Below are 26,230 nucleotides of genomic sequence, written 5' to 3'. Positions count from 1 at the left end.
CCTGGGATCGGGGATGTACGGATTTCATCGGGTGGAGGCCGGCAGAGGGGCCGGTCAGGAGGTGCGGCGGCGGGAGGCGACACCGAAGGCGACGCCGCCGAGGCCGACGACGATGCCGGTGATGCCGAGGGCGCGGGCCGTGGTGTCGGAGCTGCTCGCGGCAGCCTCGTCGTGACCGCCGTCCTTCGCGTCCTTGCCGTGCGCGTCCTGCTTGCCGCCCTTGGCGTCGCCGCCGTGGTGGTCGTCGCCCTTGGCGGGGGTCAGCGCGAGCACGGGAGCCGGGTTCTGCGGCTCCTCGGCGCCTTCCTTGGGTTCTTCGATCCAGCGCACGACCTCGTTGTTGTCGTAGGTCTGGATCGCCTTGAAGACCAGCTTGTCGGTGTTCTCGGGCAGCTTGCCGACCGAGACGGGGAACTGCTGGAACTTGCCGGGTCCGATGGTCCCGCCAGTCCAGGTGATCTTGCTGACTGCCTCGTTGATCTGCTTGCCGTGCACCGTGAGCGGCTTGTCGAGCTTGGTCTTCTCGACACTCACGGTCCAGCCGGGGATGTCCTGCGGCATGGCAGAGGTCAGCGGGTGGTCGGTCGGGAAGCTGACTTCCAGCTTGTTCGTCGAGGCGTTGTCGCGCTCGTTCGGCACCTTGAAGTTGATGGTGGCGTAGCCGCCCTGGGCGGCCTCTCCGGCGGGCTGCACGCTGACGTGCGCGAAGGCGGTGCCGGAGAGCACGAGGACGGAGCCGGCGGCGAGCGCGGCGGCGAAGGAGACGCGAGAGGTCTTCATGGCGGGAACTCCACGGGAGCAGGAATGACGGTGGCCCCGCGCACGGGCGCGCGCGGAGTGCGCGGCACCGGTACTTCCGCCCCTGGTCAGGGGTGGTGAGCCAAGGGCCGCGTCAGGCTGCGAGGGCGTACGCCGCGGGTGGTCCCCGCCTGATGACCGTGTGCTGGAGTGCCACCCGGCCGGGCGTGCCGGTGCGGTCCGGGGCCGTGCGTACGGCCTGCGGGGTACCGGGGGCCGCGCCTGCGAGTCCCGCGCAGAGGGCCCGTACGAAGGCCAGTGCGGCGCGCAGGGCCCGTACCGGAACGGCTTCGGCGGACCGCCGGGACAGCCGGACGATGCGGAACAGGGCGGCGTCGCCACGGCCGAGGAGCCAGCCGGCCGCGAGCGCGGCCAGCAGATGGCCGAGCAGCATGGGCAGGCTGAACAGCCCGGTCGCCGGTTCGGCGGCGGTCTGGGCGGCGTGGGCGGCGTGCGTGTGCGCGGTGTGGGCGGCCTGCCCGGCGAGGGCGGCGGTGGAGGTGTCGGGGTTGATCCCGGCGGCCTCGAGAATCCGGCGGGCCTGGCCGGGGCTGAGCGGGACGGAGTTCCCGCCGCAGACCAGGCGGGCCGCCAAGGCCGCGAGCGAGGTGTCGGAGGCCGCCTGGGCCGGGCCGGCTGCACCTGCCGTGGCAGCAGCTGCCTCATGCTGGCCGAGGCCGAACAGGGCGTGCAGCGCGAGCTGTCCGCCGACGAGTCCGGCGGTAATGCCGGGCAGGCTCCGTCGGCGGCCTGCGAGGGGTGCCGCAAGGGCGAAAACGGCGAGGAATCCGGCGCCTATCGCCCACCAGGGCACGGTGGCACAGGACGCCAGGGCATGCCCGGCCGCGGACAGCACGACGCAGACCGCGGTGAACACCGCGGCCCGGATGAGCCGGAGTCCGGCTCCGGCGCGTGCCGTCTGGGGGGCAGTCATGGCCGGGCCATCATCGCACTGCGCTTACCGCTTCCCTACGGCAGGTCCGGAAGGTCCCTTGAGTCCCCCTGGTGGCATGGGCCGAATGAGCGCTCTGCCGACTGCGAGGGGCTTACGGGGTGGCGTGGGCGGCAATAGGTACAGGTATGAGCATCTGGTGGTCTCTCCACTTGAGGCGCGAGGCTGCGAGCGTGCCGCTCGCCAGGCGGCTGCTGCTGGGGACGATGGAGACCGCGGGGGTGGACCCGGACATCTCCTTCGACCTCTCGGTGGCGCTGAGCGAGGCGTGTGCGAACGCGGTGGAGCACGGCGGGCGGGATCCGGGGGCGGAGAGCGGGGCGTACCGCGTCACCGCATATCTGGACGGGGACCGCTGCCGGATCGAGGTCACGGACTCGGGCCCGGGTTTCCCGGCGCATACGGTGACCCGCCACAGACCTCCGCAGCCGGGTGCGGCGGGGCCGGCGGCGTCGGCCGGACAGTCCGGGCCGGGGCTGCGGGAGCACGGCCGGGGACTGTGCCTGATCGAGGAACTCGCAGATCACGTGCGATTCCGCAACCGGCCGGGCCGTGGCGCGGTGGTCAGCTTCGACAAGATGCTGAAGTGGCAGGACGGGGCCCTGCTCAAGGCTTCATAGGACGGCGAAGGGGCGGTGCCCGGTCGGGACACCGCCCCTTTTTCCGCGGTTCACGCAGCGCGGTCCGCGGGGAGCTGCTCGGGGGCGGATCAGCCCTTGAGGCGGGCCATCCAGGCCTCGACATCGCCGGAGGTCCGCGGCAGTCCGGCGGAGAGGTTCCGGTTGCCGTCCTCGGTCACCAGGATGTCGTCCTCGATACGGACGCCGATGCCGCGGTACTCCTCCGGCACGGTCAGGTCGTCGGCCTGGAAGTAGAGGCCGGGCTCGACGGTGAGGCACATGCCGGGCTCCAGGGTGCCGTCGACATAGGCCTCGGTGCGGGCGGCGGCGCAGTCGTGGACGTCCATGCCGAGCATGTGGCCGGTGCCGTGCAGGGTCCAGCGACGCTGGAGGCCCAGCTCCAGGACCCGCTCGACCGGGCCCTCCAGCAGGCCCCACTCGACGAGCTTCTCGGCGAGCACGTGCTGCGAGGCGTCGTGGAAGTCGCGGAACTTCGCGCCGGGCTTGACGGCCGCGATGCCGGCTTCCTGGGACTCGTACACCGCGTCGTAGATCTTGCGCTGGATGTCGGTGTAGGTGCCGTTGATGGGCAGGGTGCGGGTGACATCCGCGGTGTAGAGGGAGTGGGTCTCCACACCGGCGTCGAGGAGCAGCAGGTCGCCGGAGCGGACGGCGCCGTCGTTGCGGACCCAGTGCAGGGTGCAGGCGTGGGCGCCGGCGGCGCAGATGGACCCGTAGCCGACGTCGTTGCCCTCGACGCGGGCGCGCAGGAAGAAGGTGCCCTCGATGTAGCGCTCGGAGGTGGCCTCGGCCTTGTCCAGGACCTTCACCACGTCCTCGAACCCGCGGACGGTGGAGTCGACGGCCTTCTGCAGTTCGCCGATCTCGAACTCGTCCTTCACAGCGCGGGCCTCGGAGAGGTAGACGCGCAGCTCCTCGTCGAGTTCCTTGGTGACCTTGTCGGTCAGCGCGGCCTCGATGACGGAGTCGTGGCCGCGGACGTTGCGGACCGGGCCGGTGGCCTCGGAGAGCTCCTCGGCGAGCTTGCGGACGTCCTTGGCGGGGATGCCGAGCAGCTGCTCCGCCTCGGCCAGCGAGTGGCGCCGGCCGACCCACAGTTCACCCTGGCCGGAGAGCCAGAACTCGCCGTTCTCACGGTCGGAGCGCGGCAGCAGGTACACGGTCGCGGTGTGGCCGTCGACGGTGGGCTCCAGGACCAGGACGCCGTTCTCGGTCTGGTCGCCGGTCAGGTACGCGTACTCGGTGGAGGCGCGGAAGGGGTACTCGGTGTCGTTCGACCGGGTCTTCAGACGGCCCGCGGGGATGACGAGGCGCTCGCCGGGGAAGCGCGCGGAGAGCGCGGCGCGGCGGGCCGCGGTGTGGGCGGCCTGGGCGATGGGCTCGAGGCCGTGGAGCTCGGTGTCGGCCCAGCCGGTACGCATGCTCTCGGCGAGTTCGTCGCTGACGCCCGGGTACAGACCGTTCTTGCGCTGCTTGTGCGCCTTCTGGGGCTGCTCTTCTTCCGGGGTCTCCGGGGTGAGCTCGTCAGCCACGTCTTCTCCTCCGCTGCTTCGCTGCTGCGCTACGAAATGGACCGGGTGGGGCCGCATCCATCGTATGTGCGAAGGGCAAGCAGCTGGCAGGGATGTGACAAATCAGTCAAATCGCGCGGCCAGCAGCACGATGTCCTCGCCGCCCCCGTCCCCGTCGGGCAGAACCGTGCGCAGGATGTGCTCGCAGACGGCGTCCGGGTCCTCCCGGAGTGATCGGGGCACTCCGGCGGCGGCTGCGTGGAGCCGCGCGTAGGCGCGGTCCATCGGGTCGCCGGTACGCCGCAGCAGCCCGTCGGTGTACAGCAGCACCGTTTCTCCGGCGGCGGGCTCGATCTCCACGCTCGGCGCCTCCCAGCAGGCGAGCATGCCGAGCGGGGCGGAGAGGGAGGTCTCCACGTACTCGGTGCGGCGCTCGCCGATCACCAGCGGCGGAGTGTGCCCCGCCCCGGCCAGGACGATCTTGCGGCGGGCGGGCTCGCAGTAGGCGAACAGCGCGGTCGCCGAGCGGGCCGGTTCGGTGAGCCGGAGCAGCAGTTCCAGGTCGGAGAGGACGGCGACCGGGTCCTCGCCCTCCATCACGGCGTACGCGCGCAGGGAGGCGCGGAGCCGTCCCATGGCGGCGACCGCGCTGGGCCCGGAGCCGGTGACCGAGCCGACGGCCAGGCCGAGGGCGTTCTCCGGCAGCGGCAGGGCGTCGTACCAGTCGCCACCGCCGGCCGGTCCGGTGCGGTGGCGGGCGGCGAGCTGGACCCCGGGAATCCTGGGGAGCCGGCTGGGCAGCAGCTCCTCCGAGATGGTGGCCAGCCGGATGCGGGCGCGCTCGGCCTCCAGCACCCGGGCGAGGTGCTCGGCTCCGTGCCGTACGTAGAGGCCCGCCAGGTCGCGCTGGCGGTCGCCGGGCTCGGCCGGTTCGTCGTACAGCCAGACGGCCGCGCCGAGCCGGCCGGTGGACTCGGCGGTCAGCGGGAGTGCGTAGCTGGCGGCGTAGCCGAGGCGGGCGGCGACCTCGCGGTGGCGTGGGTCGACCTGGGCGGCGTACCCGCCGGTTCCGGGGGCGGCGTCCGGCTCGGGGAGCACTTCGGAGCCGCCGTGGGCGTCCGGGAGCCCGTCGAGGATCCGGCCGTACGAGGTGGCGCTGCGCGGCACGGTCTCGATGTGGCCGAGATCGGCGCGGCCGAGGCCAAGGCCGATGGTGGTGGCGGGGCCGAGGCCGTCGGCGGGTTCCAGGACGACCAGGCCGCGGCGGGCGCCGACCAGGGCGGCTCCGGCGCGCAGGAACTCCTGGAGCGAGGCGGCGAGGTCGGTGGCGCGGGCGAGGCGCTCGGTGAGTTCGTGGAGGGTGGTGAGGTCGGAGACCATGCCCGCCAGCCGGTCCTGGATGACCGTGCTCGAGGCGGCCGGCGCAGGGGGGAGGGGGTCGGGCGGGCGGGCGAAGCCGCAGTGTGAGGGGAAGCCGCAACTGCTGGATCGATTCCAGCCACTTTCGGCAGATGCGGGGCGCTCATGGCATCCGCCTTTCCACCTGGTGCGATTCGCCATAAAGCATTGCAAACCCCCAGATCATTCTGGGCCGCCATCAATGGGTCCACATCTACACGCACAGGTGGAGCGATGTCCAGCATTGCCCAGGTGGGAATCCTGGTGTCCGTGAGGCGACAACTCCCCGTGCAGCCAAGGCTCAAACTTGGCCGGAAAAGGCGGCAAGTGGCCCCTTTTTGCGATCGACTGAGCGGGCGCTGGAACGGCTCCGGGTACGTAGTCGGTGTTGACCGAGGAGAGTTGACGGAGGCCGGGCGCGACCCGGTGCGGGTGCGTTCCGCCCCCGCCGGACGTTTCATGGACCCGTAAGAAGACTGCACGAGCCGCGTGAACCTGCTTCAGGCGGACAGTGACGCGAAACGTGTACGTGTGGTGAAACACCGCATACGTGGTGTGATGTGACCCTCGGCGTTCAACGGAAAGGAACGAGCGCTCATGCGCGAGATCCTCGGAAGGCGTCTCCAGCGGCTCCGCAGTTCCCTGCAGTCCGCGCGTTCCCGCGCCGGGTCCGGACTCGGCTTCGGCTTCGGCTCCCGCTCCGGCTCTGGTTCCGGCTCCGGCTCCGGCTCTGGTTTCAGCTCCGGTTCCGGGCCGGACGGTTCACCCGATCTGCTCGAAGGAGCACTTCGGTGTGCGACCACATGGCAGTGGCCGGTACTTCCCGGTGTGGGCCGGTCGGGTGCGGACGGCGGGCGCTGCGCCTGCCCCGATCCCGACTGCCCGGTGCCGGGCGCACATCCCTTCGACCCCGGCCTGCTGGCCGCCACCACCGATGCCCGGATGGTGCGCTGGTGGTGGACCAATCGACCGGCGGCGCCGGTCATCCTGGCCACCGGAGGCCGTGCGCCCTGTGCGGTGAGCCTGCCCGCCGGTGCGGCGGCGCTGGCATTGGCCCGGCTGGACGCGCTGGGCCTGCGGGTGGGGCCGGTGGTCGCCACCCCCGCCCGGTGGGCGCTGCTGGTGGAGCCGTACTCCCTGGAACGGCTCGGCGAACTCCTCTACGCGAAGGACCATGTGCCGTCCACGCTGCGCTTCCACGGGGAGGGCGGCTATCTGCTGGTGCCCGCCTCCGGGGCGGCGGCCTCCGGGTCTTCCGCCTCCGGGTCGACCGTCGGCAGCCGGGTCCGCTGGGAACGCGCACCGCGGGCGGCCGAGGGTGCGGATGCCGGCTGCGGGGCGCGGCGGCCCTGGCTGCCGGACGTGGCCGAGGTGGTGGATGCCCTGGTGGAGGCCGCTTCACTCGAACGGGTGCCACCGGCGTGAGTTTCCCGGGGAATTGGGCGCGGGCATCTTCGTAGCCGATTCCCGCGTCGCTATCTTCGGCGAATGAATCTCCGCCTGACCGCTATCGGCGCCGGTGTACTGATCATCTTGTCGCTTCCGCTCGCCGGGGCGATTGCGGGACCGGAGTTCCGTGGTCAGGACGACGGAAAGGGCGGTGGGCTGCTCACCGCTCTTGGGCTGGCGGAGGATTCCGGCCGGCCCGCCGGTTCCGGTCCGACAGGACAGGACGGCCGGGGAGATGCGGGCGGGGAATCTGCCGGAGCCGGGGCGGGCGGGCAGCCCGGACCGTCCGAGGCCCCGCGGACGGATTCCCGCTGCGGCCCCGAACTCTCCTCGCCCGACGGGGTGGAGGCGCAAACCTGCGTGCTGGCCGGCGGAGGGCAGACCTGGGGGCGCAGCTACTACCGGAACACCAGCGGGCGCGCGCTGGACGCCGTCCTGACGCTGATGGGCCCGGCCGGGCGTACCGTACAGATCCACTGCAAGGTGGGGGCGGGAGACGAGCCGGGATTGTGTGAAACGCCGCGTGACCGGTCCGCCGGAGTGCAGGACGACTACACGGCCGTAGCGGAATTTGCAGTTCCGGATGATGAAGGGCGACTGCTGCTGCGGTCGGGGAGCAACTCGCCTGTGTCCACGGACGGTTGAGCCGTGGACGAAAATAAGGCCCGGTCGCTGGCGACGGGGGATGCACCAGCGACCGGGCTACAAGAACGGTAACAAGAGATCGCCGGTACGCAAATTCGATCTCTGATATTCAGACACCGATTTGCAGGCGATTAGCGGGAGTTGTGACTCCGGTCACCGAGCCTGTGCGTGTCCGTGGATCAGCTCAGAGTGACCTGGCGGTTGGTGAGACCGCCGCGCGCACGACGCTCCTCGGAGGTGAGCGGGGCGTCGTTGGCGAGCGCCTTGGCGAGCCGCTCCGCGAAGGCTGCGGCAGGCTGTTCCACGTCCTTCGCCCCGACGCCGGTGGGCAGATCCCAGACCGGCACCATCAGGCCGTGCGCCCGGAAGGACCCGACCAGACGGGTGCCTTCCCCCAGGGAGGACTCGCCCGAGGCGTGCAGCCGGGCCAGCGCGTCGAGCAGCTTCTCCTCCGGGTGCGGCATGACCCAGCGCAGGTGGTTCTTGTCCGGGGTCTCACACCAGTAGGCCGCGTCGACGCCGGTCAGCTTGACGGTCGGGATGGCCGCGGCGTTGGCGCGCTCCAGGGAGGCGGCGATCTCCGGAGAGGCGTTCTGGGCGCTCTCCGCATCCGGAATCCAGAATTCGAACCCGCTGTGCACAACAGGCTCGAAACCGCCGTCCACATCGAGGAGATCCTGAAGTCGAGGACCGTCGGCCGGCACCTTGCGGGCCGGCACCGGGGTGCCCGGCTCGGCGGCGAGGGCACGCTCCAGCGTGTCGGCCATGTCCCGGGCGAGGTCTCCGGTGGACGTGTCGTTCTGCAGGCCGAGCAGGACGGAGCCGTCCTCGCGGCGCAGCGCCGGCCAGGCCATCGGCAGTACGGTCACCAGCGTCACCGACGGTACGCCCTCGGGCAGGCCGCCCTTGAGGGAGAGCGCCACGGTGGCGGCGGGCACCAGCTCGCGCAGCGCCACCCAGTCGCACTCGCCGGGCAGCCCCTCGAACGGGCGCTGCACCAGCTCGGTGCCGGCGTGCGCGGCGGCCCGGCCGTGGCAGGCCTTGTAGCGGCGCCCGGAACCGCAGGGGCAGGGCTCGCGGGCGCCCACCACCGGGATCTCCCCGTCCTTGAGCTGCGGCTTGGCAGTCGTTGCTGCGGGGCGCTTCTTGGCCATGGTCGGTGTCTCCCGGTTGCGGCGGTACGTGACGGCGCGAGCCTAGTCGCTCGCACTGCCGGTACCGCCGAACCGGGGGCCCTGCCGGAAGCACGGTCGGCGTGCACTCCCGGGGACGGCCGTTCGGCGGATCCCGTCGGACCTCGTTCGGGCCCTCAGACCAGACCTCAGGTCAGACCTCGGTCAGACCTCAGGGGATCTCGGCGATCTCAGTGGGTCTCGCGCCATCTCGGGCATCTCTGGTATCTCGGGCATCTCCAGATCGTCGAAAGGCGCCGTGAAGTCGATCGCAGGCGGCGCAACGCGCGTAGCGAAATCGTCATGGCGGGCTCCCGCCGCAACGATCACCCACACGGTGACCTCGCCCGCGGCTCCGTCGCGGACACCCCAGTCCTGGGCGAGGGCGCTGATGATGTTCAGCCCCCGGCCGCCCCGCGCGGTGACCGAGGGCGTGGCCGGAACAGGACGGGTGGGCCCGCCTCCGTCCGTCACCTCGACCGTCAGCCGACCCGCTTGGTCCACGCGCCACGCGGCGCGTATGTCTCCGTCTCCGATCTCCTGGGTGCCCAGTGGCCTGCCGTGTCGGCAGGCATTGCTGAGCAGTTCGGAAAGGATCAGAACGGCGTCGTCCACGACCGATTCGGACACTCCGCTGATGCGCAACTGCTCACGCATGCGGTGTCTTGCCTCACCCACGCCCGCAGGACCATGGGGTACGGCCATGCACGACGACGTGGGCACCTCCTGTGCCACCACCAACGCCACCCCCGGAACCTCCTTAGCCCCACGCCATGGTCTGGATGCCCCGATGGCCTGGACCGGAAACCGCCGGAGCGGAGACCTCTGACGCATTCATGACCATCGAATGCGGAACGGATGCGCCGGAGCACACCCTGTGATGGGCGGTGGCCCTGGGGCAGGCGGGAGAAAGGGGACGTCAGCGCCCGAGTTGGGACAGAACTTGGCGGGGTCGGTTCGTGATGATTGCTTCTACACCCAGATCAGCGCAGAGCTGAACATCTTCTGGCTCATTTACGGTCCATACATGTACCGAGTGTCCGGAGGCCTGAAGCTTGCGGATGAAGCCCGGATGGTTCCGGACGATGCGGATGCCCGGTCCGGCGATCCGCACCCCGGCCGGCAGTCGCCCGTCCCGCATGCGCGGCGAGATGAACTGCATCAGGTACACGGTCGGGACGGTGGGGGCGGCGGCCCGCACCCGGTGCAGGGAGCGCGCGGAGAAGCTCATGATCCGGACCGGGTGCGGCCCCTCGGCCGGCGGGGAGTCCAGCCCGAACCGCTTGAGCAGGAAGAGCAGGCGCTCCTCCACCTGTCCGGCCCAGCGGGTCGGGTGCTTCGTCTCGATGGCCAGTTCCACCGGCCGGCCCGCGTCGGCGGCCAGCTCCAGCAGGCGCTCCAGGGTCAGTACGGAGGTGCGGTCGGGGTCGGCGTCCCAGTCGGGTGACTCCTCGCGGTCCTTCCACGACCCGAAGTCGAGTGCGGCGAGATCGGCCAGCTCCAGGGCGGAGACCGCGCCGCGGCCGTTGGAGGTGCGGTTCACCCGCCGGTCGTGGACCAGGACCAGATGGCCGTCGGCGGTGAGCCGCACATCGCACTCGAGGGCGTCGGCACCGTCCTCGATGGCCTTTCGGTAGGCGGCCAGAGTGTGCTCTGGGGCGTCCTCCGAGGCTCCGCGGTGGGCGACGACCTGGATGGGGCGCGGCGTTGCGTGGGTCACCGGGTCATGGTGCCACCGCGGGGGCCGGGCGTGCCGGGCTGGGCGACAACGCACAGGTCCGGCTTACAGTGCTCTGACAGGACATGGGAAAGGCTTCGCCCAGGAACTTGTACGGCCGGTCGAACGTTCAGTCGGACCGATATCCGTTGTCTGCCGATATCCGATGAGCCGTATGTGACGAGGAGAGAGCGCTGTGAGCACCGAGAACGAGGGCACCGCGGCCCCGACGCCCCCCGCGGCCCCGTCCGAACCTCCCGTGCCGGTGGCCGCTCCCACGCCTGCGAGTGACGCCGTCCCGCCCGCCGCGCCGCCGACGGCCCCGGCCCCGGCACCGGCCCCGGTCTCGGACCCGGCCCAGGCGCCTGCCGCTCCGGCGGCTCAGGAACCCGCGGCCCCGGCTGCCGCACCGGCCCCGGCTCCGGTCGCTCCTGCCCCGGCAGAACCGCCGACCCAGCAGCTGCCGCCGACCCCTCCTGCCCCGGCTGAGGGCGCCTACGGCGCCCCGGCTCCGGCTCCGGCCCCGGCCCCCGTACCGGCCGCGCACGGTGCGGCCGGCTGGCCGCCGCCCCCGCCCACCGTCCCGGCGTACGGCATGCCCGGCGCCCACGGACACGGCGGTGGCGCCGGAGTCTGGGGCGCCCCTCTGACCACCGACGGCGTCCCCCCGGCCAAGCCCAAGGGCAGGGGCGGCCTGATTGCGGGCGTCCTGGTGGCCGCCCTGCTTGCCGGTGGCATCGGCGGCGGAATCGGTTACTGGGCCGCCGAGCGCGGGGACACCGGCTCCGGTTCGACCACCGTCAGCGCCGGCGTCACCCCCAAGGACATCAAGCGCGAGCCGGGCTCCATCGCGGGCCTGGCCGCGAAGGCGCTGCCCAGCGTCGTGACGATCCAGGCCCAGGGTGGTGACGGCGAGGGGGGCACGGGCACCGGGTTCGTCTACGACCAGCAGGGCCACATCCTCACCAACAACCACGTGGTGGCCTCCGCCGCCGACGGCGGAAAGCTTTCCGCGACCTTCTCCAACGGGAAGAAGTACGACGCCGAGGTCGTCGGCCGGGCCCAGGGCTACGACGTGGCCGTGCTGAAGCTGAAGGCCCCGCCGGCCGGCCTGGCACCGCTGGCTCTGGGCGATTCCGACCGGGTCGCGGTCGGCGACCCGACCATCGCGATCGGGGCCCCCTTCGGCCTGTCGAACACGGTCACCACCGGAATCGTCAGCGCCAAGAACCGTCCGGTGGCCTCCGGTGACGGCTCCAGCAACAAGAACTCGTACATGAGCGCCCTGCAGACCGACGCCTCGATCAACCCGGGCAACTCCGGCGGCCCCCTGCTCGATGGTCGCGGCGCGGTCATCGGGATCAACTCGGCGATCCAGTCGGCAGGCAACGGCGGATTCGGCGGCGGCCAGGCCGGCTCGATCGGCCTCGGCTTCGCCATCCCGATCAACCAGGCCAAGACCGTCGCCGATCAGCTGATCAAGACCGGCAAGCCGGTCTACCCGGTGATCGGGGTCTCGGTGGACCTGCAGGCCAAGTCCGACGGCGCCACGATCTCCACGAAGGGCGGCACCCCGAACGAGCTGGTGGACCCGAGCGGTCCGGCCGGCAAGGCGGGTCTCAAGCCCGGTGACGTGATCACCCAGCTCGGCGACAAGCAGATCGACAGCGGGCCCACCCTGATCAGCGAGATCTGGACCCACAAGCCGGGCGAGACGCTGAAGCTGACCTACCTGCGCGATGGGAAGCCGGCCACGGTGGACATCACCCTCGGCTCACGGGTCGGGGACAAGTAGCCGACCGCGCAGCGGGGCAACTGGGCGGCAGGACTGTCCTGATGGTGAGGGGCCGTAGGCGCGAATGAGCCTGCGGCCCCTCCCAATGTCCGCTTATGCTTCGCACGTGTTCGACTCCCGGCACATACGGACATTCCACGAAGTGGTGGCCTCCGGTTCCTACTCGGCGGCTGCCCGTGCCCTGGGGTACACCCAACCCGCCATCACCCAGCAGATGAAGGCCCTCGAACGGGCCGTCGGGACCCCGTTGTTCACCCGGGTGGGCCGGAGGATGCAGCTCACCGAGGCCGGTGAGTCCCTGGCCCGGCATGCCGAGCAGATCCTGGCCGGTCTGTCCGCCGCCCAACAGCAGATGAAGGCGTACGCCCGGCTGCGTACCGGCCGGGTCCGGCTGTGCGGATTCCCCAGTGCCAATGTCACCCTGGTTCCGGAGGCCCTCAGCGGCCTGGCCAAGGACCATCCCGGGGTACAGGTCGAGCTGTTGGAGGGCGAGCCGCCGGAATCGCTGCTCCGGCTCCAGCGCGGAGACTGCGATATCACCCTGGCGTTCACCTACCCCGGGCTGCACGAGGAGATCCCGGAGGGTGTCGCCGAGGTCAGGCTGCTGGAGGACCAGCTGACCGTCCTGCTGCCCAACGGTCATCCGCTGGCCCGGCGCCGGGCCGTGAACCTGGCCGACCTCGCCGAGGAGCAGTGGATCGCGGGCTGCCCGCGGTGCCGGGCCAATCTCCTGCACGAGTGTGCGGAGCTGGGATTCGTCCCCGACATACGGTTTGCCACCGATGACAACCTGGTGGTGCAGAGCCTGGTTGCGCAGGGCCTGGGTGTGGCGATGATGCCGGCCCTGGTCCTGCCCTCGCTGGCGCTCAACCGGGTGTGCGGGCGGGCCCTCCAGCCGGCCGCCCGCCGCCATATCTCCGCGTACGTCTACCAGGACCATCTCCGGATCCCGGCGACGGCGGTCGTGCTCGAGAAGCTCAAGCGCGCGGCGGCCAATCGCGTCGGCTGCTGAACCCGTTCTTGCCGTTCTCGATCCATAAGCTCCGGTTGGGATTCCGGGTCGAAACTGTCGTTGGACGTGATGGGTGGTCCGACGCACGCTGCGGATATGACCACGACCTTGCCGGCCCGCACCACCGCGAGGATGGCCGCCCTCGTCCGTGAGATCCGTACGGTCGTCGACCGGGGGCTCGCCCCGGACCTGACCGCCTACCTGGTCGGCGAACTCCTCGCCCCGCACCTGGGGGCGCACGATCTGCTCACCCCGGCCCAGCACGAGGGCGACCCGGACCACTACCGGCAGCACATCCTGCATGCCGAGCCGGACGGCGGCTTCTCCGTGGTCGCCCTGGTGTGGCTGCCCGGGCAGGAGACCTGCATTCACGATCACGTCGCATGGTGCGTGGCCGGGGTGCACCAGGGCGAGGAGAGCGAGCGGCGCTACCGGCTGGCCCCGGGTCCCGAGGGCGTGGCGCGGCTGATGCCCACCGAGGACGTGGTCAACGGGCCCGGAGAGGTGTGCGGGTTCGCCCCGCCCGGCGATATCCACCGGGTGCGCAACTCCTGCCGGACCAAGGCGATATCGATCCATGTCTATGGCGCCGACGTCTCTCGGCTGGGCACCAGCATCCGCCGCGTGTACACGCTCCCCGCAGAGTGATGGCCCTCCTCAACCGGCAGCAGGGCGCGGCCGTTCGTCATGTTTCACGTGAAACACCCGCATCCTGGCCCGGGTTGGCCACCGCGACGGGCGGCGCACTGCTCGCCTGGGGTGTGCACCGGCTGGTGCCGGCGGTTCCGCTGCTGACCGCCTCGGTGGTGCTGGGCATCGCAGCGGCTCATCTGCCCCGGATGCGGACCTTCGTCCGTGGCGCCGCCCGCCCCGGGCTGTCGCTGGCCGGGCGGCGGCTGATGCGGATCGGGATTGTGCTGTTGGGGCTGGGTCTGGGCCTGGAGGAGGTGCTCCGGCTGGGCTGGGCGGCCGTGGCCATGGTGCTCGGCGTGGTGGCCGTGACCTTCCTGGGCACCCTCTGGCTGGGTCGCCGGCTCGGCCTGCGCGGGGACCAGCCGTTGCTGATCGCCACCGGCTACTCGATCTGCGGGGCCTCGGCGATCGGCGCGGTGAGCCAGGTGTCCGGCAGCGATGAGGAGGATGTGGCCTCCTCGGTGGCGCTGGTGACCCTGTGCGGGACCTTGGCCATCGCCGTTCTCCCGCTGCTCCAAGGTCCGTTGGGCCTGACCGACCTCGGCTTCGGCCGCTGGGTGGGGGCGAGCGTGCACGATGTGGGCCAGGTGGTGGCGACGGCACAGACGTCCGGCCCGGCGGCCCTGGGCGAGGCGGTTCTGGTCAAGCTGATGCGGGTGGCGCTGCTGGCACCGCTGGTGGCCGCGGTGGCCTTTGCCCTGCGGGCCAGGCGGCGCGGGGAGCGGACGGCTTCGGGGCGGCGGCCGGCGCCGGTGCCGCTGTTCGTGGCGGGCTTCCTGATGGCGGTGGCGCTGCGTACGACCGGTCTGGTGCCGGAGGTGGCCCTGGAGTGGTCGCGTACGGCCCAGGAGGGTCTGCTGGCGGCGGCACTGTTCGGCCTGGGGAGCGCGGTGCACCTGCCCTCCCTGGCCCGCACCGGTGGGCGGGCTGCGCTGCTGGGGCTGGGGGCCTGGGTGGTGGTGGCCGGGGTGTCGTACGCGGGCGTGCTGCTGACCGTATGACGGCGGCCGGTGTGGGGCGGGGCGGTACGGGGTGATGCGAGGTGGCACGACCCGGCGGGTGGAAGTCGGCCAATCCTGGCCGGAACCGACCGAACGTTCTGACGACTACCTGACAATCCATCCCCTCCGTGCCACTCTGCCCCCGCAACCCGATCCGCACCGACAGCACTTCACCCCCACCCTGCCCGGGTCCGACCGGCCCAGGGCACGGCAGAAGGAGTCATGCGTGAATCGCAATCGCACGGCCGTTTCGGTCCTGATGACCACGGCCGCCCTGATCGCAGGGGCCCTGACGGCCGCCACCCCCTCGGCCGCCGCCTCCGACGCCCCCGCATCGTTCCGGCAGCAGCACACCCCGGGCTTCTGGACCGCCGAACGGATGCGTTCCGCGACCCCCCTCGATGTGACGGCGGCCCCCGGAGCCGGCCGGCTGGAGGTCTCCACCTCCCCCGCCGCCACCCGGATCGCCCCGACCGAGGCCGCCTCCCCCACCGCCTTCCCGCAGGCCGGTGGCGCCTGGACGGGCGGCGGAGCGGTGGTGAGGACTTCCGGCCGGGTGTTCTTCACGCTGGGCGACCGTACGGCCTCCTGCTCCGGTGACTCGATCACCAGCGCCAACGGCAGCACCGTCATCACGGCCGGCCACTGCGTGAAGTACCAGGGCTCCTGGCACACCAACTGGGTGTTCGTGCCGGCGTACAACAACGGCAGCGCACCGTACGGCCAGTGGTCGGCGACCAAGACCTTCGCCACCGACCAGTGGGCGGCGAGCGAGGACATGAACCACGATGTGGGCTACGCGGTCGTGGCTCCGCTGAACGGGCAGAAACTCAGCCAGGTGGTCGGCGCCCAGGGCCTGCTGTTCAACGGCGGCTACAACAAGCGGATGTACTCCTTCGGCTTCCCGGCAGCCGCGCCGTACGACGGCACCAAGCTGGTCTACTGCAGTGGCAACAGCGGCAAGGACTTCCTGCTGACCAAGGACCACAGCCTGGCCTGCAATATGACCGGCGGCTCCAGCGGCGGACCCTGGTTCCAGGACTTCAACGAGGCCACGGGCCTGGGTACCCAGGTGTCGGTGAACAGCTTCGGCTACACCTTCCTGCCGAACCGCATGTACGGCCCGTACTTCGGCAACGAGGCGAAGGCCGCCTACGACAAGGCCCAGACCGCCTGACCCACCCCTGACCCACCCGCTGCCCCATCCGCAGCCACCTCAGCCCTCCCTCGACCGCCCCGCCCACCCCTCACCGCCCGGTACTCTGTACCGGCCAGGTGGGTTGCCCGAGCGGCCTAAGGGAACGGTCTTGAAAACCGTCGTGGCAGCGATGTCACCGTGGGTTCAAATCCCACACCCACCGCTACAGCCGGGCCATGGCCCAGCTTGGAAGGGGTGCCACCGATCGGTGGCACCCCTTCTGCATGCGGTCTGGGTCAGCCGTCGAACCAGACGACCAGGCGGACGCCCTCGTCACCGTGCAGACTCGCGAGGGTGTGCATGACCGACCAGACGGCACCCCAGTCGCTGTCGGGCACAGCGTGCTTCCGGCGGAGGCGGCCGACGCGGAAGAGACGATCACCGTCGGGCCACTCGGTGCCCTCGGGGTAGGTGCGGCCCGCGCGGTAGACAGTGCGGGGGTCGGTGAGGCCGGCGAGCTCGGCAAAGCGGTCGAGGCCGGTGTTCCGGCCGTGCAGCTCCCAGGTTCCGTCCGGGCTGCGGTGGTACTCGTGGATGCACTCGTCGACCTCGTTCGCTTCCTCTTCCCAGTCCGTGGCCGCCAGCTCCGCCCAGGTGATCCAGGATGCACGGTGCGAGTCCGGGCTCCAGGACCCGTAGTCGGCGAGGGTCTCCCGCGACACGTCAGCGGGCAGGCCGCGGTCATCTGCGAGCGGGCGGAAGGTCGTGGTGTCGCGCATGCCGAACAGGGATCCAAAGGCGAGGTAGGAGCGCCCGTTGTAGAGGTGAGTGAGGTCGATGGCCGCATGCCAGCTGCGGTCGTCCTCGTCCAGCCAGCGATCCCAGCGGCACTCGATGAACCCGTGTATGTCTGTCCCCATGCCCGGAATTGTTCTCCGGGCCCGGTGGGTGATGCTCCGGGCGGGTGGTGTTTGTCGGAAGATCGGCGCGCGTCGGGCCGGTGCTGCGGTTGCGTCCGCATCATGACGAATGTATGCAGATCCGCCCGTCGGAACATCGGGAAGTGAGAGGCCGTCATGGCTGGAACCAGCAAGGTCGCGTCGATTCGCACCGCCGTCACCGCCGTTCTCGCCGCGCTCGTGGCGTTCTTCACCTCCTTCGGCCTGAGGGGCCGTGCGGCTGTAGCCGCGGGTCCCGCCGGGTCCGCGCCGGCGGCTCCGGCAGCTCTGGCAGCTCCGGTGGTCCCGGCTGCTGCAGGAGCCGGCGTCCCGGTCGGGGCCCCGTCAGGTGACAGGCCGGCCCGGCCGTCCCGGCGCAGCTGGCGGGCTGTGATGCGCGGCAGCGGGCTCCCGCCCACCCTTGCGCAGCGGATCCGGGCCGAGGCGCACGGTTCCTCCCCCTCGGTCCGCCGGTCGACCACGGCCGCCGCGTTGGCCGGGACCGCGTACCAGACGCTGTACCGGGCCCCGTCCGGGGAGGGCGCGGCCGAAGACGTGGTGCTGGCCGCGTAGCGGTGGCAACGGGGTTCGGGATGGGAACGGGTGCCCCGGTGTGCGCCGGGGGCGCGCGGGGGGCGTGAAGCTTGGGATTGCAGGGTCGCAGACCCGGGAGACGGCGGTCTCCCGTGGGGTCGCGGCCCTTTTTGGCATGCCCGGGGCCGGTCGGATTGCCGGAACGCTTCGTCCGTTGTGTGGCAGGGGTTTCAGCAGTGGCAGGGGCTCTGGCCTGGGACTCTGGGGGCGCGAATGAGGTTTATCCGATGTTGCTCATGCTTGCGGGGGAATAGTGCCCTGAGGGCTGGTTCGCCGGGGATTCGGTGGGCAACTCTGGTCTCGCGACGTCGTCACCACACGACCGAGGCGGTCGGCCAACTGCCTTGGAATGACTCTCACTTCGGGTATCTGGAGGATTCAGACATGGCAAGCATCCGCACCGCCCGCGTTGTCGCCGCAGCCGCCGCTCTTCCCCTCGCGTTCGCCCTCTTCGGCGGGGTTGCCCAGGCCGACATCGGCTCCTTCGCGAACGACGGATCGAACTCGAGCGTCGCGGGGATCATCGGCAGCGGGGTCGGCGGGGACAACTTCGGCAACTCCTCCACCACGCAGCAGGTTGCCACCGGCTCCGGTGCGTCCAACCAGAACAACAGCGCGCAGGTCAACGGCTCGGCCTTCACGGCCATCGACCAGTCGAACTCCAACGTGGCGGTGAACTTCCACCCCTGGTGGTAGATCTCCCTTCCAAGCGCCGTGGGCGCCTGCGCGACCGGACCGGCTGGGGTCCGGTAGCGCAGGCGCTCCGGCGTTTTTCCGGTCTGGCTCCCGACCTTGACATCCGGGATGGATCTGACGGACAGTCAGTTTCATTCGACGACGCGATGCCGGGAGGCCAGCACCGTGCACCTCGCCCCGACCGAAGACCAGGTGCGGCTCCGTGCCGAACTGCGGGCCTATTTCCGGCAGGTGATGCCCGACGGGCCGCCACAGCACCCCGCCGTGCAGCGGGAGCTGCTGCTCCGGATCGGCGCCGACGGCCTGCTCGGCCTCGGCTGGCCCGTCGAATACGGCGGCCAGGGCCGTGGCCCGGACGAGCAGTTCGTCTTCTTCGACGAGGCCTACCGGGCGGGCGCCCCCGTCTCCATGGTCACCCTGAACACCGTCGGCCCGACCCTGATGAAGTACGGGACCAGGGAGCAGAAGGACTACTTCCTCCCCCGCATCCTCAAGGGCGAGCTGATCTTCGCCATCGGCTACTCCGAGCCCGAGGCCGGCACCGATCTCGCCGCCCTCCGTACGAAGGCCGTCCGCGAGGGCGCGGACTGGGTGGTCGACGGCCAGAAGATCTTCACCTCGAACGCCCAGAACGCCGACTGGATCTGGCTCGCCTGCCGCACCGACCCCGAAGCCCCCAAGCACCGGGGCATCTCGATCATCCTGGTCCCCACCGACGACCCCGGGTTCTCCTGGACCCCCATCGACACCGTCGGCGGCCTGACCACCACCGCCACCTACTACGACGCCATCCGGGTGCCGGCGGGCAACCTGGTCGGGCCCGAGCACGGCGGCTGGGGCCTGATCACCAACCAGCTCAACCACGAGCGTGTCGCCCTCGCCGCCATCGGCATGCAGGCCGAGGACTTCTACGCCGAGGCCCTCGGCCACGCCAGGACCCCCGACCCGGACACCGGCGAGCGCCCCGCCGACCGCCCGTGGGTGCAGTCCCTGCTCGCCGAGGCGCACGCCCGGCTGGCCGCCGTACGGCTGCTCAACTGGAGGCTCGTCCAGGACGTGGGCGCCGGCACCCTGGCTCCCGGAGATGCAAGCGGCGTCAAGTTCCTCGGCACCGAGACCACCGTCGAGGTGTACCGGATCTGCCAGCAGATCGTCGGGGAGGAGGCCATGGTCCGGGGCCCGGCCGGGTTCGGTGGCGGCGAGCTGGAGCGGCTGAACCGTGCCGCCCAGATCAACACCTTCGGCGGCGGGGTCAGCGAGGTCCAGCGGGAGATCGTCGCGATGATGCGGCTCGGCATGAAGGGGCGCAAGCGGTGAGTGCGAGCAGGAGCGGGAACCGGAGCGAGACGCCGAGCGAGAGCCGGAGTACGGGCGAGGACGAGCTGTACGACCGGCTCAGGGCCTTCGAAGGGCGGCCCGCCGCCACCGCCGCCCAGGGCCGCGACCCGGTCAACCAGCCCATGATCCGCCACTGGTGCGAGGCGATGGGGGACACCAACGCCGCCTACACCGGCCCGGACGCGGTCGCCCCGCCCACCATGCTCCAGGCCTGGACGATGGCCGGACTCTCCGGCCATTCCGACGACGGGGGCCGGTCCAGCGCCCATGACGAGCTCTTCGCCCTCCTCGACGGCGCGGGCTGCACCTCCGTGGTCGCCACCGACTGCGAGCAGGAGTACCTCCGCCCGCTGCGCCCCGGCGACACCGTCACCTTCGACTCGGTCATCGAATCCGTCTCCCCCCGCAAGACCACCAAACTCGGCACCGGCCACTTCGTGACCACGCGGACGGACATCCGTGCCAACGGCGAACTCGCCGGAACCCACCGGTTCCGGATCCTCAAGTACGCTCCGGCCGCCCGGTCGAAGCCCCAGGAGGATCCGAAGCCGCGCCGGCCCCGCCCCGTGATCAACCGCGACAATCAGGGGTTCTGGGACGGAGTCCGCCGTCACCGGCTCCTCATCCAGCGCTGCACCGCCTGCACCACCCTCCGGTTCCCCTGGCTGCCGGGCTGCAACCACTGCGCGAGCCCCGACTGGGACACCGTCGAGGCCTCCGGTGCCGGAACCGTCTTCTCGTACGTGGTCATGCACCATCCGCCGTTCCCCGCCTTCGATCCGCCCTATGCCGTCGCCCTCGTGGAACTCGCCGAAGGCGTCCGGATCATCAGCAACATCACCGGCGTGCCCTACGACACGGTGCGCATCGGCATGCCCGTCCAGCTGGAGTTCCTCCGCGTCGACGACGACTTTGAACTCCCCGTCTTCCGCGCGAGCGAGGCCTGATGGACTTCCACCCCACCGAGGAGCAGACGGCGGCGGCCGGTCTGGCCGCCCGGATCTTCGGCGACCTCTCCACCCACGAGCGGCTCACCGCCGCCGGCACCGGCACGGACGCCGAGCTGTGGAAAGCCCTCACCACCGCCGGACTGGTCGCGGCGTCCCTCGACATCGGCCTGCTCGGACTGGTGCTGCTGCTGGAGGAACAGGGCCGCACCACCGCCCAGGTCCCGCTCGCCGCCACCTGCGTGTACGGCGTCCGGCCGGTCGCCGCCCACGGCACCGAGGAACAGCGGGCCCGGCTGCTGCCCGCCCTCGGTGAGGGCACGGCGGTGGCCACCGGAGCCTTCCCGGCCCGGAGCCGGGTCACCGCCGACGCCGGGCGCCTCACCGGGGTGCTGCCCGCCGTGCCCTGGCTCCGCGACGCCACCCATGTGCTGGTGCCGGACAGCCGGCGGGCCCTGTGGCTGGTACGGACGGACGCGCCCGGGGTGCAGACCGCCGCCGTGGAGACCACCGCTCCCTGGGCTGCCGGCCGGCTGACCCTGTCCGGCGCCGAGGCCGAGCCCCTGGGCGCCCCGGACGAGGGGACGGCGTACGCGGAGGTCCTGGCAGCAGCCCGTACCGCGTTCGCCGGACTCCAGGCGGGGGTCTGCGCCGGCTCGCTGGCCCGCGCCGTCAGCCACACCTCCACCCGCGAACAGTTCGGACGTCCCCTCTCCACCCACCAGGGCGTGATGCTGCGCGCCGCCGACGCCCACATGGACACCGAGGCGATCCGGGTCACCGCGTACGAAGCGGCCTGGCGCATCGACGAAGGCCTGCCCGCGGCCGATCAGGCACTGACCGCCGCCTGGTGGGCTGCCGAGGCGGGCACCCGGGTCGTGCACGCCGGCCAGCACCTGCACGGCGGAATGGGGGCCGACCTCGACCATCCCGTCCACCGGCACTTCCTGTGGGGGCGGCAACTCGACGCGTACCTGGGCTGCGGGGCCGAGCTGCTGGCCGAGCTCGGCGGCGTACTGGCAAAGGAGCAGGCATGAACATCGGCGACACGCTGCCGCCGCTGGAGATCCCCATCACCCGCACCCTGATCGTCGCCGGGGCCGTCGCCTCACGGGATTACCAGGACGTGCACCACGACGCGGAACTCGCCCGGCAGAAGGGCTCCCCCGACATCTTCATGAACATCCTCACCACCAACGGGCTGGTCGGCCGGTACATCACCGACCACCTCGGACCGCAGGCCGTGCTCCGCAAGGTGGCGATCCGCCTCGGCGCACCCAACTACCCCGGGGACACCATGGTCCTCACCGGGACGGTCACGGCCGTGGCCGGGGACAGCGTGGAGATCCGGGTGGTCGGCGCCAATGGCATCGGCCACCATGTGACGGGCACGGTCACGGCGGAGATACCGGCTGCTGCCTCGGCGGAGATACCGGCAGCCGCCCCGGTGGAGATACGGGCGGCGGGCTCGGCGGAGGTGCCGGCATGAGCGTCCGCAGCCGCGACCTGCTCGGCGGCAGGGCCGCCATCGCAGGCATCGGCGCCACCGAGTTCTCCAAGGACTCCGGCCGCAGCGAGCTGAAGCTGGCCGTCGAGGCCGTCCATGCCGCCCTCGACGACGCCGGGCTCACCCCCGCCGACGTGGACGGCATGGTCACCTTCACCATGGACACCAGCCCCGAGATCACCGTCGCCCAGGCGGCCGGGATCGGGGAACTCTCCTTCTTCTCCCGGATCCACTACGGCGGTGGCGCAGCCTGCGCCACCGTCCAGCAGGCCGCGCTCGCCGTCGCCACCGGGGTGGCCGAGGTCGTGGTCTGCTACCGCGCCTTCAACGAGCGCTCCGGACGCCGCTTCGGCTCCGGCGTCCAGCAGCGCGAACCCTCGGCGGAAGGCGCCGCACTCGGCTGGTCTCTGCCCTGGGGACTGCTCACCCCCGCCTCCTGGGTGGCCATGACCGCCCAGCGCTACCTGCACAGTTTCGGGCTGACCCCGGAGGCCTTCGGCCATGTGGCGGTCACCGGGCGGCGGCACGCCGCGAACAATCCGGCCGCCTACTTCCACGGCAAGCCCATCACCCTCGCCGACCACGCCGCCTCGCGCTGGATCGTGGAGCCGCTCCGTCTCCTGGACTGCTGCCAGGAGACCGACGGCGGCCAGGCCATCGTCGTGACCTCGACCGAACGGGCCAGGGACCTGCGGCACGCACCCGCCGTGATCACGGCTGCGGCGCAGGGCGCAGGCCGCCGCCAGGAGGGCATGACCTCCTTCTACCGGGACGACCTCACCGGCCTCGCCGAGATGAGCGTGGTGGCCCGGCAGCTGTGGCGGACCTCCGGGCTGCGCCCGTCGGACATCGACGTCGGCATCCTCTACGACCACTTCACCCCCTTCGTGCTGATGCAGCTGGAGGAGTTCGGCTTCTGCAAGCCCGGTGAGGCCGCCGGGTTCACCGCGGCCGGGGAGCTGCCGATCAACACCCATGGCGGCCAGCTCGGCGAGGCCTATCTGCACGGCATGAACGGCATCGCCGAAGCCGTCCGCCAGCTGCGCGGCAGCTCTGTCAACCAGGTCGCCGGAGCCGGGCACGTCCTGGTGACGGCGGGTACCGGGGTGCCGACCTCCGGTCTGATCCTGGGCGCGGAATCGACCATCGGCTAACCCCGGGGGCCGGCTCCTCCACCTTCAGGAGGTCGGGCCGGCCCCACCCCTACAACCTGAGGGGGACCCGGCTTCGGCACCTCCGGGCGATCCCGAGGGGGTACCCGCCCTCCTAGCGTGGAGCCATGACCACGCCTGTGTGCACGGATGCCTCACTCCCGTCGACGCGCCCGACCTACCCGTCGTTCTCGTCGTACGTACGGACGCGCGGGCCCGTCCTCATGCGCACCGCGCGCTCCCTCACCGCCAACCCCTGCGATGCCGAGGACCTGCTGCAGACGGCGCTCGCCAAGACCTATGTCGCCTGGGACCGCATCGAGGACCACCGGGCACTCGACGGCTATGTCCGCAGGGCCCTGGTCAACACCCGCACCTCCCAGTGGCGCAAGCGCAAGGTCGACGAGTTCGCCTGTGAGGAGCTCCCCGAGACCGAGGCTCCGCCGGCTGCCGACCCCGCCGAGATCCAGGCGCTGCGCGATGCGATGTGGCGGGCCGTGACCCGGCTGCCCGACCGGCAGCGGGCCATGGTCGTCCTCCGGTACTACGAGGACCTCAGCGAGGCCCAGACCGCCGAGTTGCTGGGAGTGTCGGTCGGCACCGTCAAGAGCGCCGTCTCACGTGCGCTCGGCAAGCTCCGGCAGGACCCCGAGCTCAGCCCGGAGCTCTGCCCGGCCTCCTGAACTGCCCCGGCCGGTCCCTGTTTCACGTGAAACAGCGCCTGCTGCCCGCTGCGCACCGTTTCACGTGAAACAGTGCGCCGTGCCCGCTGCGCGAGCTCCCGCGCTGTGCACGTAACCACACATGCTTTCGTGCACCCGTTTGTACTCCCGGGTAGTGACATGCCGACCGGTACGTGCGCAGAATCGGCAGGAACCAGGCCGAGCCGCCGCAGAGCCGCAGCGCCCCCGGGAGGACGCTTTGCTGAGCACCATGCAGGACGTACCACTGCTCGTCAGCCGCATACTGCAGCACGGCATGACGATCCACGGAAGCTCCCAGGTCAGCACCTGGACCGGCGAGCCCGAGCCGCAGCGCCGCAGCTTCGCCGAGATCGGCACCCGTACGCACCGGCTCGCCCATGCCCTCCGCGACGAACTCGGCGTCCGGCAGGACGAGCGGGTCGCCACCCTCATGTGGAACAACGCCGAGCATGTCGAGGCCTACTTCGCGATCCCGTCCATGGGCGCGGTCCTGCACACCCTGAACCTCCGGCTGCCTCCCGAGCAGCTCGTCTTCATCGTGAACCACGCCGCCGACCGGGTGGTCTTCGTCAACGGCAGCCTGCTGCCGCTGCTGGTGCCGCTGCTCCCGCACCTGCCGACCGTGGAACACGTGATCGTCTCCGGCCCCGGCGACCGCTCCGGCCTCGAAGCGCTGCCCGTCCGGGTACACGACTACGAGGACCTGATCGCGGACCGGCCCACCGCCTATCCGTGGCCGGAGCTGGACGAGCGCCAGGCCGCCGCCATGTGCTACACCTCTGGCACCACCGGCGACCCCAAGGGCGTGGTCTACTCCCACCGCTCCATCTACCTGCACTCCATGCAGGTGAACATGACCGAGTCGATGGGTCTGACCGGCCGGGACACCACCCTGGTCGTGGTCCCGCAGTTCCACGTCAATGCCTGGGGTCTGCCGCACGCCACCTTTATGACCGGCGTCAACATGCTGATGCCGGACCGGTTCCTGCAGCCCGGCCCGCTCGCCGAGATGATCGAGCGGGAGAAGCCCTCGCACGCGGCTGCCGTTCCCACCATCTGGCAGGGCCTGCTCGCCGAGGTCACCGCCAACCCGCGTGATCTGTCCTCGATGAAGCAGGTCACGATCGGCGGTTCCGCCTGCCCGCCCGCGCTGATGGAGGCGTACGACAGGCTGGGCGTCCGGCTCTGCCATGCCTGGGGCATGACCGAGACCTCCCCCCTGGGCACCATGGCCCACCCGCCGGCCGGGCTCACCGCCGAGGAGGAGTGGCCCTACCGGCTCACCCAGGGCCGCTTCCCGGCCGGTGTCGAGGCGCGGCTGGTCGGCCCGGGCGGGGACGTCCTCCCCTGGGACGGGGCATCCGCGGGCGAGCTGGAGGTCCGCGGCAACTGGATCGCAGCCGCCTACTACAACGGTGACGGCGCCGAACCGCTGCGTCCCGAGGACAAGTTCAGCGCCGACGGCTGGCTCAAGACCGGCGATGTCGGCGTGATCAGCGCGGACGGCTACCTGACCCTGACCGACCGGGCCAAGGACGTGATCAAGTCCGGCGGCGAGTGGATCTCCAGCGTGGAGCTGGAGAACGCACTGATGGCCCACCCCGATGTCGCGGAAGCGGCCGTGGTCGCCGTCCCCGACGAGAAGTGGGGCGAGCGGCCACTGGCCACCGTCGTCCTGAAGCCGGGATCCACCGTCGACTACGACGCCCTGCGGGCCTTCCTCGGCGAGACGATCGCCAAGTGGCAGCTGCCGGAGCGCTGGACCGTCATCGACGCGGTGCCGAAGACGAGCGTCGGCAAGTTCGACAAGAAGGTGATCCGCAAGCAGTACGCGGACGGGGCGCTGGAGGTCACGACGCTGGGCTGAGCCAGCCCCGCAGCAGCCTGCTGACCGCGGGCATCGCCACATAGGTCATCAGCGTGCTGAAGACCCCGGCGAAGGCCGCGGTCCGCAGGACCAGATGCAGATCCACCAGGTACGGCCCGAGCAGTGCGTTCCCCGCCAGCGAGATCGGGAAGATGGCCAGCCCCGAGCTGATCGCCATCTTCCACCGCGGGGGCGCGGGCCGGGTCGTGCCCGGCTTGGCGAACCAGGTCTCCATACCGTGCAGTTCCCGCCGGGCTATCTCGGTGTGGTGGTGGCCCTGGCAGTTGGCGAACCACTGCGCCCGCTCGGGAGAGTCCTGCCAGCGCTGGAACGCCGCGTGGTCCCGGAACCGGTGCACCAGGAACCAGGGCGCGCCCTCGGCCGCCGGCCGGAACAGCCCGTACCCCAGGTGGTCCGGGAAGCCGGCTGCCGTTTCCAGGATTCCCCGGGCCCACCTCTCGAAGGCTTCCTCGTGACCCTCCTCCACCTGCCGGGCGATGAGGAGGGTCACCTCGCCGTTGTCGGCGGGTACGGGCTTCTCGGTGTGCTCGATGGTGGCCATGGCC

The 26,230-nt window shown here is 71.2% G+C and carries 25 protein-coding genes, 1 tRNA gene and 1 pseudogene; 18 read left to right on the top strand and 9 right to left on the bottom strand.

Features of this window, described 5'->3' with window-relative positions:
* Positions 1-54: 54 nt before the first annotated feature.
* Together DEJ50_RS16065 and DEJ50_RS16060 are read right to left on the bottom strand one after the other, a co-directional pair.
* Positions 55-780: a YcnI family protein gene (locus DEJ50_RS16065; RefSeq protein WP_150208681.1), complete on the bottom strand. Its 726-nt coding sequence runs from the start codon at positions 778-780 to the stop codon at positions 55-57.
* 112 nt (positions 781-892) lie between these two features.
* A complete protein-coding gene (locus DEJ50_RS16060) occupies positions 893-1,732 on the bottom strand; it encodes a hypothetical protein (protein ID WP_150208680.1) in 840 nt (279 codons plus the stop codon).
* A 146-nt stretch (positions 1,733-1,878) separates the two neighbouring features.
* On the opposite strand from DEJ50_RS16060, the gene DEJ50_RS16055 reads away from it, so the two are divergent.
* Positions 1,879-2,370 carry an ATP-binding protein gene (locus DEJ50_RS16055; protein WP_150208679.1) on the top strand — a complete coding sequence of 164 codons (492 nt, stop codon included), beginning with the start codon at positions 1,879-1,881 and terminating at the stop codon, positions 2,368-2,370.
* 89 nt (positions 2,371-2,459) lie between these two features.
* On the opposite strand, the gene DEJ50_RS16050 is transcribed toward DEJ50_RS16055, so the two are convergent.
* A complete protein-coding gene (locus DEJ50_RS16050; RefSeq protein ID WP_150208678.1) occupies positions 2,460-3,923 on the bottom strand; it encodes an aminopeptidase P family protein in 1,464 nt (487 codons plus the stop codon).
* A gap of 102 nt (positions 3,924-4,025) precedes the next feature.
* A complete protein-coding gene (locus DEJ50_RS16045) occupies positions 4,026-5,282 on the bottom strand; it encodes a PP2C family protein-serine/threonine phosphatase (RefSeq protein ID WP_150208677.1) in 1,257 nt (418 codons plus the stop codon).
* Between the two features lie 615 nt (positions 5,283-5,897).
* On the opposite strand from DEJ50_RS16045, the gene DEJ50_RS16040 reads away from it, so the two are divergent.
* Together DEJ50_RS16040 and DEJ50_RS16035 are read left to right on the top strand one after the other, a co-directional pair.
* Positions 5,898-6,725 carry a bifunctional DNA primase/polymerase gene (locus DEJ50_RS16040; RefSeq protein WP_150208676.1) on the top strand — a complete coding sequence of 276 codons (828 nt, stop codon included), beginning with the start codon at positions 5,898-5,900 and terminating at the stop codon, positions 6,723-6,725.
* Positions 6,726-6,788: 63 nt separating this feature from the next.
* Positions 6,789-7,394 carry a hypothetical protein gene (locus tag DEJ50_RS16035; RefSeq protein ID WP_150208675.1) on the top strand — a complete coding sequence of 202 codons (606 nt, stop codon included), beginning with the start codon at positions 6,789-6,791 and terminating at the stop codon, positions 7,392-7,394.
* A gap of 179 nt (positions 7,395-7,573) precedes the next feature.
* On the opposite strand, the gene DEJ50_RS16030 is transcribed toward DEJ50_RS16035, so the two are convergent.
* The 3 genes and pseudogenes from DEJ50_RS16030 to DEJ50_RS16020 form a co-directional block, all read right to left on the bottom strand.
* Complete coding sequence (locus tag DEJ50_RS16030) at positions 7,574-8,548, bottom strand: DUF5926 family protein (RefSeq protein WP_150208674.1); 975 nt, start codon at positions 8,546-8,548, stop codon at positions 7,574-7,576.
* Positions 8,549-8,803: 255 nt separating this feature from the next.
* Positions 8,804-9,400: pseudogene (locus DEJ50_RS16025) on the bottom strand (ATP-binding protein); the annotation flags it as partial.
* An 85-nt stretch (positions 9,401-9,485) separates the two neighbouring features.
* Positions 9,486-10,286 carry a glycerophosphodiester phosphodiesterase gene (locus DEJ50_RS16020; protein ID WP_150208673.1) on the bottom strand — a complete coding sequence of 267 codons (801 nt, stop codon included), beginning with the start codon at positions 10,284-10,286 and terminating at the stop codon, positions 9,486-9,488.
* Between the two features lie 193 nt (positions 10,287-10,479).
* Between DEJ50_RS16020 and DEJ50_RS16015 the strand changes: the two genes are divergently transcribed.
* The 6 genes from DEJ50_RS16015 to DEJ50_RS15990 all read left to right on the top strand — a co-directional run bounded on the left by DEJ50_RS16015 (position 10,480) and on the right by DEJ50_RS15990 (position 16,145).
* Positions 10,480-12,078, top strand: a complete 1,599-nt coding sequence (locus tag DEJ50_RS16015; RefSeq protein WP_150208672.1) for a S1C family serine protease — start codon at positions 10,480-10,482, stop codon at positions 12,076-12,078.
* A gap of 106 nt (positions 12,079-12,184) precedes the next feature.
* A complete protein-coding gene (locus DEJ50_RS16010; RefSeq protein WP_150208671.1) occupies positions 12,185-13,090 on the top strand; it encodes a LysR family transcriptional regulator in 906 nt (301 codons plus the stop codon).
* A 96-nt stretch (positions 13,091-13,186) separates the two neighbouring features.
* On the top strand, positions 13,187-13,738 hold the full coding sequence (locus DEJ50_RS16005) for a cysteine dioxygenase family protein (RefSeq protein ID WP_150208670.1): 552 nt from the start codon (positions 13,187-13,189) through the stop codon (positions 13,736-13,738).
* On the top strand, positions 13,738-14,784 hold the full coding sequence (locus DEJ50_RS16000; RefSeq protein WP_150208669.1) for a YeiH family protein: 1,047 nt from the start codon (positions 13,738-13,740) through the stop codon (positions 14,782-14,784). The genes DEJ50_RS16005 and DEJ50_RS16000 overlap by 1 nt, the downstream gene beginning before the upstream one ends.
* A 226-nt stretch (positions 14,785-15,010) precedes the next feature.
* Positions 15,011-15,961 carry a trypsin-like serine peptidase gene (locus DEJ50_RS15995; RefSeq protein WP_150208668.1) on the top strand — a complete coding sequence of 317 codons (951 nt, stop codon included), beginning with the start codon at positions 15,011-15,013 and terminating at the stop codon, positions 15,959-15,961.
* Positions 15,962-16,058: 97 nt separating this feature from the next.
* Positions 16,059-16,145: transfer RNA gene (locus tag DEJ50_RS15990), tRNA-Ser, on the top strand.
* Positions 16,146-16,218: 73 nt separating this feature from the next.
* Here the strand turns inward: DEJ50_RS15990 and DEJ50_RS15985 are convergent.
* On the bottom strand, positions 16,219-16,842 hold the full coding sequence (locus tag DEJ50_RS15985; protein ID WP_150208667.1) for a hypothetical protein: 624 nt from the start codon (positions 16,840-16,842) through the stop codon (positions 16,219-16,221).
* Positions 16,843-16,998: 156 nt separating this feature from the next.
* On the opposite strand from DEJ50_RS15985, the gene DEJ50_RS15980 reads away from it, so the two are divergent.
* The 9 genes from DEJ50_RS15980 to DEJ50_RS15940 all read left to right on the top strand — a co-directional run bounded on the left by DEJ50_RS15980 (position 16,999) and on the right by DEJ50_RS15940 (position 25,664).
* Positions 16,999-17,433 (top strand): DUF6344 domain-containing protein, encoded by a 435-nt coding sequence (locus DEJ50_RS15980; RefSeq protein ID WP_150208666.1) that lies wholly within the window; start codon positions 16,999-17,001, stop codon positions 17,431-17,433.
* Positions 17,434-17,838: 405 nt separating this feature from the next.
* On the top strand, positions 17,839-18,150 hold the full coding sequence (locus tag DEJ50_RS15975) for a hypothetical protein (RefSeq protein WP_150208665.1): 312 nt from the start codon (positions 17,839-17,841) through the stop codon (positions 18,148-18,150).
* 165 nt (positions 18,151-18,315) lie between these two features.
* Positions 18,316-19,467 carry an acyl-CoA dehydrogenase family protein gene (locus DEJ50_RS15970; protein WP_150208664.1) on the top strand — a complete coding sequence of 384 codons (1,152 nt, stop codon included), beginning with the start codon at positions 18,316-18,318 and terminating at the stop codon, positions 19,465-19,467.
* 65 nt (positions 19,468-19,532) lie between these two features.
* Positions 19,533-20,435, top strand: coding sequence for a bifunctional MaoC family dehydratase N-terminal/OB-fold nucleic acid binding domain-containing protein (locus tag DEJ50_RS15965; RefSeq protein ID WP_223838123.1), 903 nt, complete (start codon positions 19,533-19,535; stop codon positions 20,433-20,435).
* Positions 20,435-21,472, top strand: coding sequence for an acyl-CoA dehydrogenase family protein (locus tag DEJ50_RS15960; protein ID WP_150208662.1), 1,038 nt, complete (start codon positions 20,435-20,437; stop codon positions 21,470-21,472). The genes DEJ50_RS15965 and DEJ50_RS15960 overlap by 1 nt, the downstream gene beginning before the upstream one ends.
* Positions 21,469-21,924 carry a MaoC family dehydratase gene (locus DEJ50_RS15955; protein ID WP_150208661.1) on the top strand — a complete coding sequence of 152 codons (456 nt, stop codon included), beginning with the start codon at positions 21,469-21,471 and terminating at the stop codon, positions 21,922-21,924. Before DEJ50_RS15960 ends, DEJ50_RS15955 begins: the two co-directional genes overlap by 4 nt.
* Positions 21,921-23,096, top strand: a complete 1,176-nt coding sequence (locus DEJ50_RS15950; RefSeq protein ID WP_150208660.1) for a lipid-transfer protein — start codon at positions 21,921-21,923, stop codon at positions 23,094-23,096. Before DEJ50_RS15955 ends, DEJ50_RS15950 begins: the two co-directional genes overlap by 4 nt.
* A gap of 125 nt (positions 23,097-23,221) precedes the next feature.
* Complete coding sequence (locus tag DEJ50_RS15945; protein WP_150208659.1) at positions 23,222-23,776, top strand: SigE family RNA polymerase sigma factor; 555 nt, start codon at positions 23,222-23,224, stop codon at positions 23,774-23,776.
* A gap of 238 nt (positions 23,777-24,014) precedes the next feature.
* Positions 24,015-25,664, top strand: a complete 1,650-nt coding sequence (locus tag DEJ50_RS15940) for a long-chain fatty acid--CoA ligase (RefSeq protein ID WP_150208658.1) — start codon at positions 24,015-24,017, stop codon at positions 25,662-25,664.
* On the opposite strand, the gene DEJ50_RS15935 is transcribed toward DEJ50_RS15940, so the two are convergent.
* Positions 25,648-26,226, bottom strand: coding sequence for an antibiotic biosynthesis monooxygenase (locus tag DEJ50_RS15935; RefSeq protein WP_150208657.1), 579 nt, complete (start codon positions 26,224-26,226; stop codon positions 25,648-25,650). The two genes, DEJ50_RS15940 and DEJ50_RS15935, sit on opposite strands and share 17 nt — an antisense overlap.
* Positions 26,227-26,230: the final 4 nt, after the last annotated feature.

Source organism: Streptomyces venezuelae (assembly GCF_008642295.1).
GTDB lineage: Bacteria > Actinomycetota > Actinomycetes > Streptomycetales > Streptomycetaceae > Streptomyces > Streptomyces venezuelae_C.
This window is presented reverse-complemented; position numbering and strand designations above follow the sequence as displayed.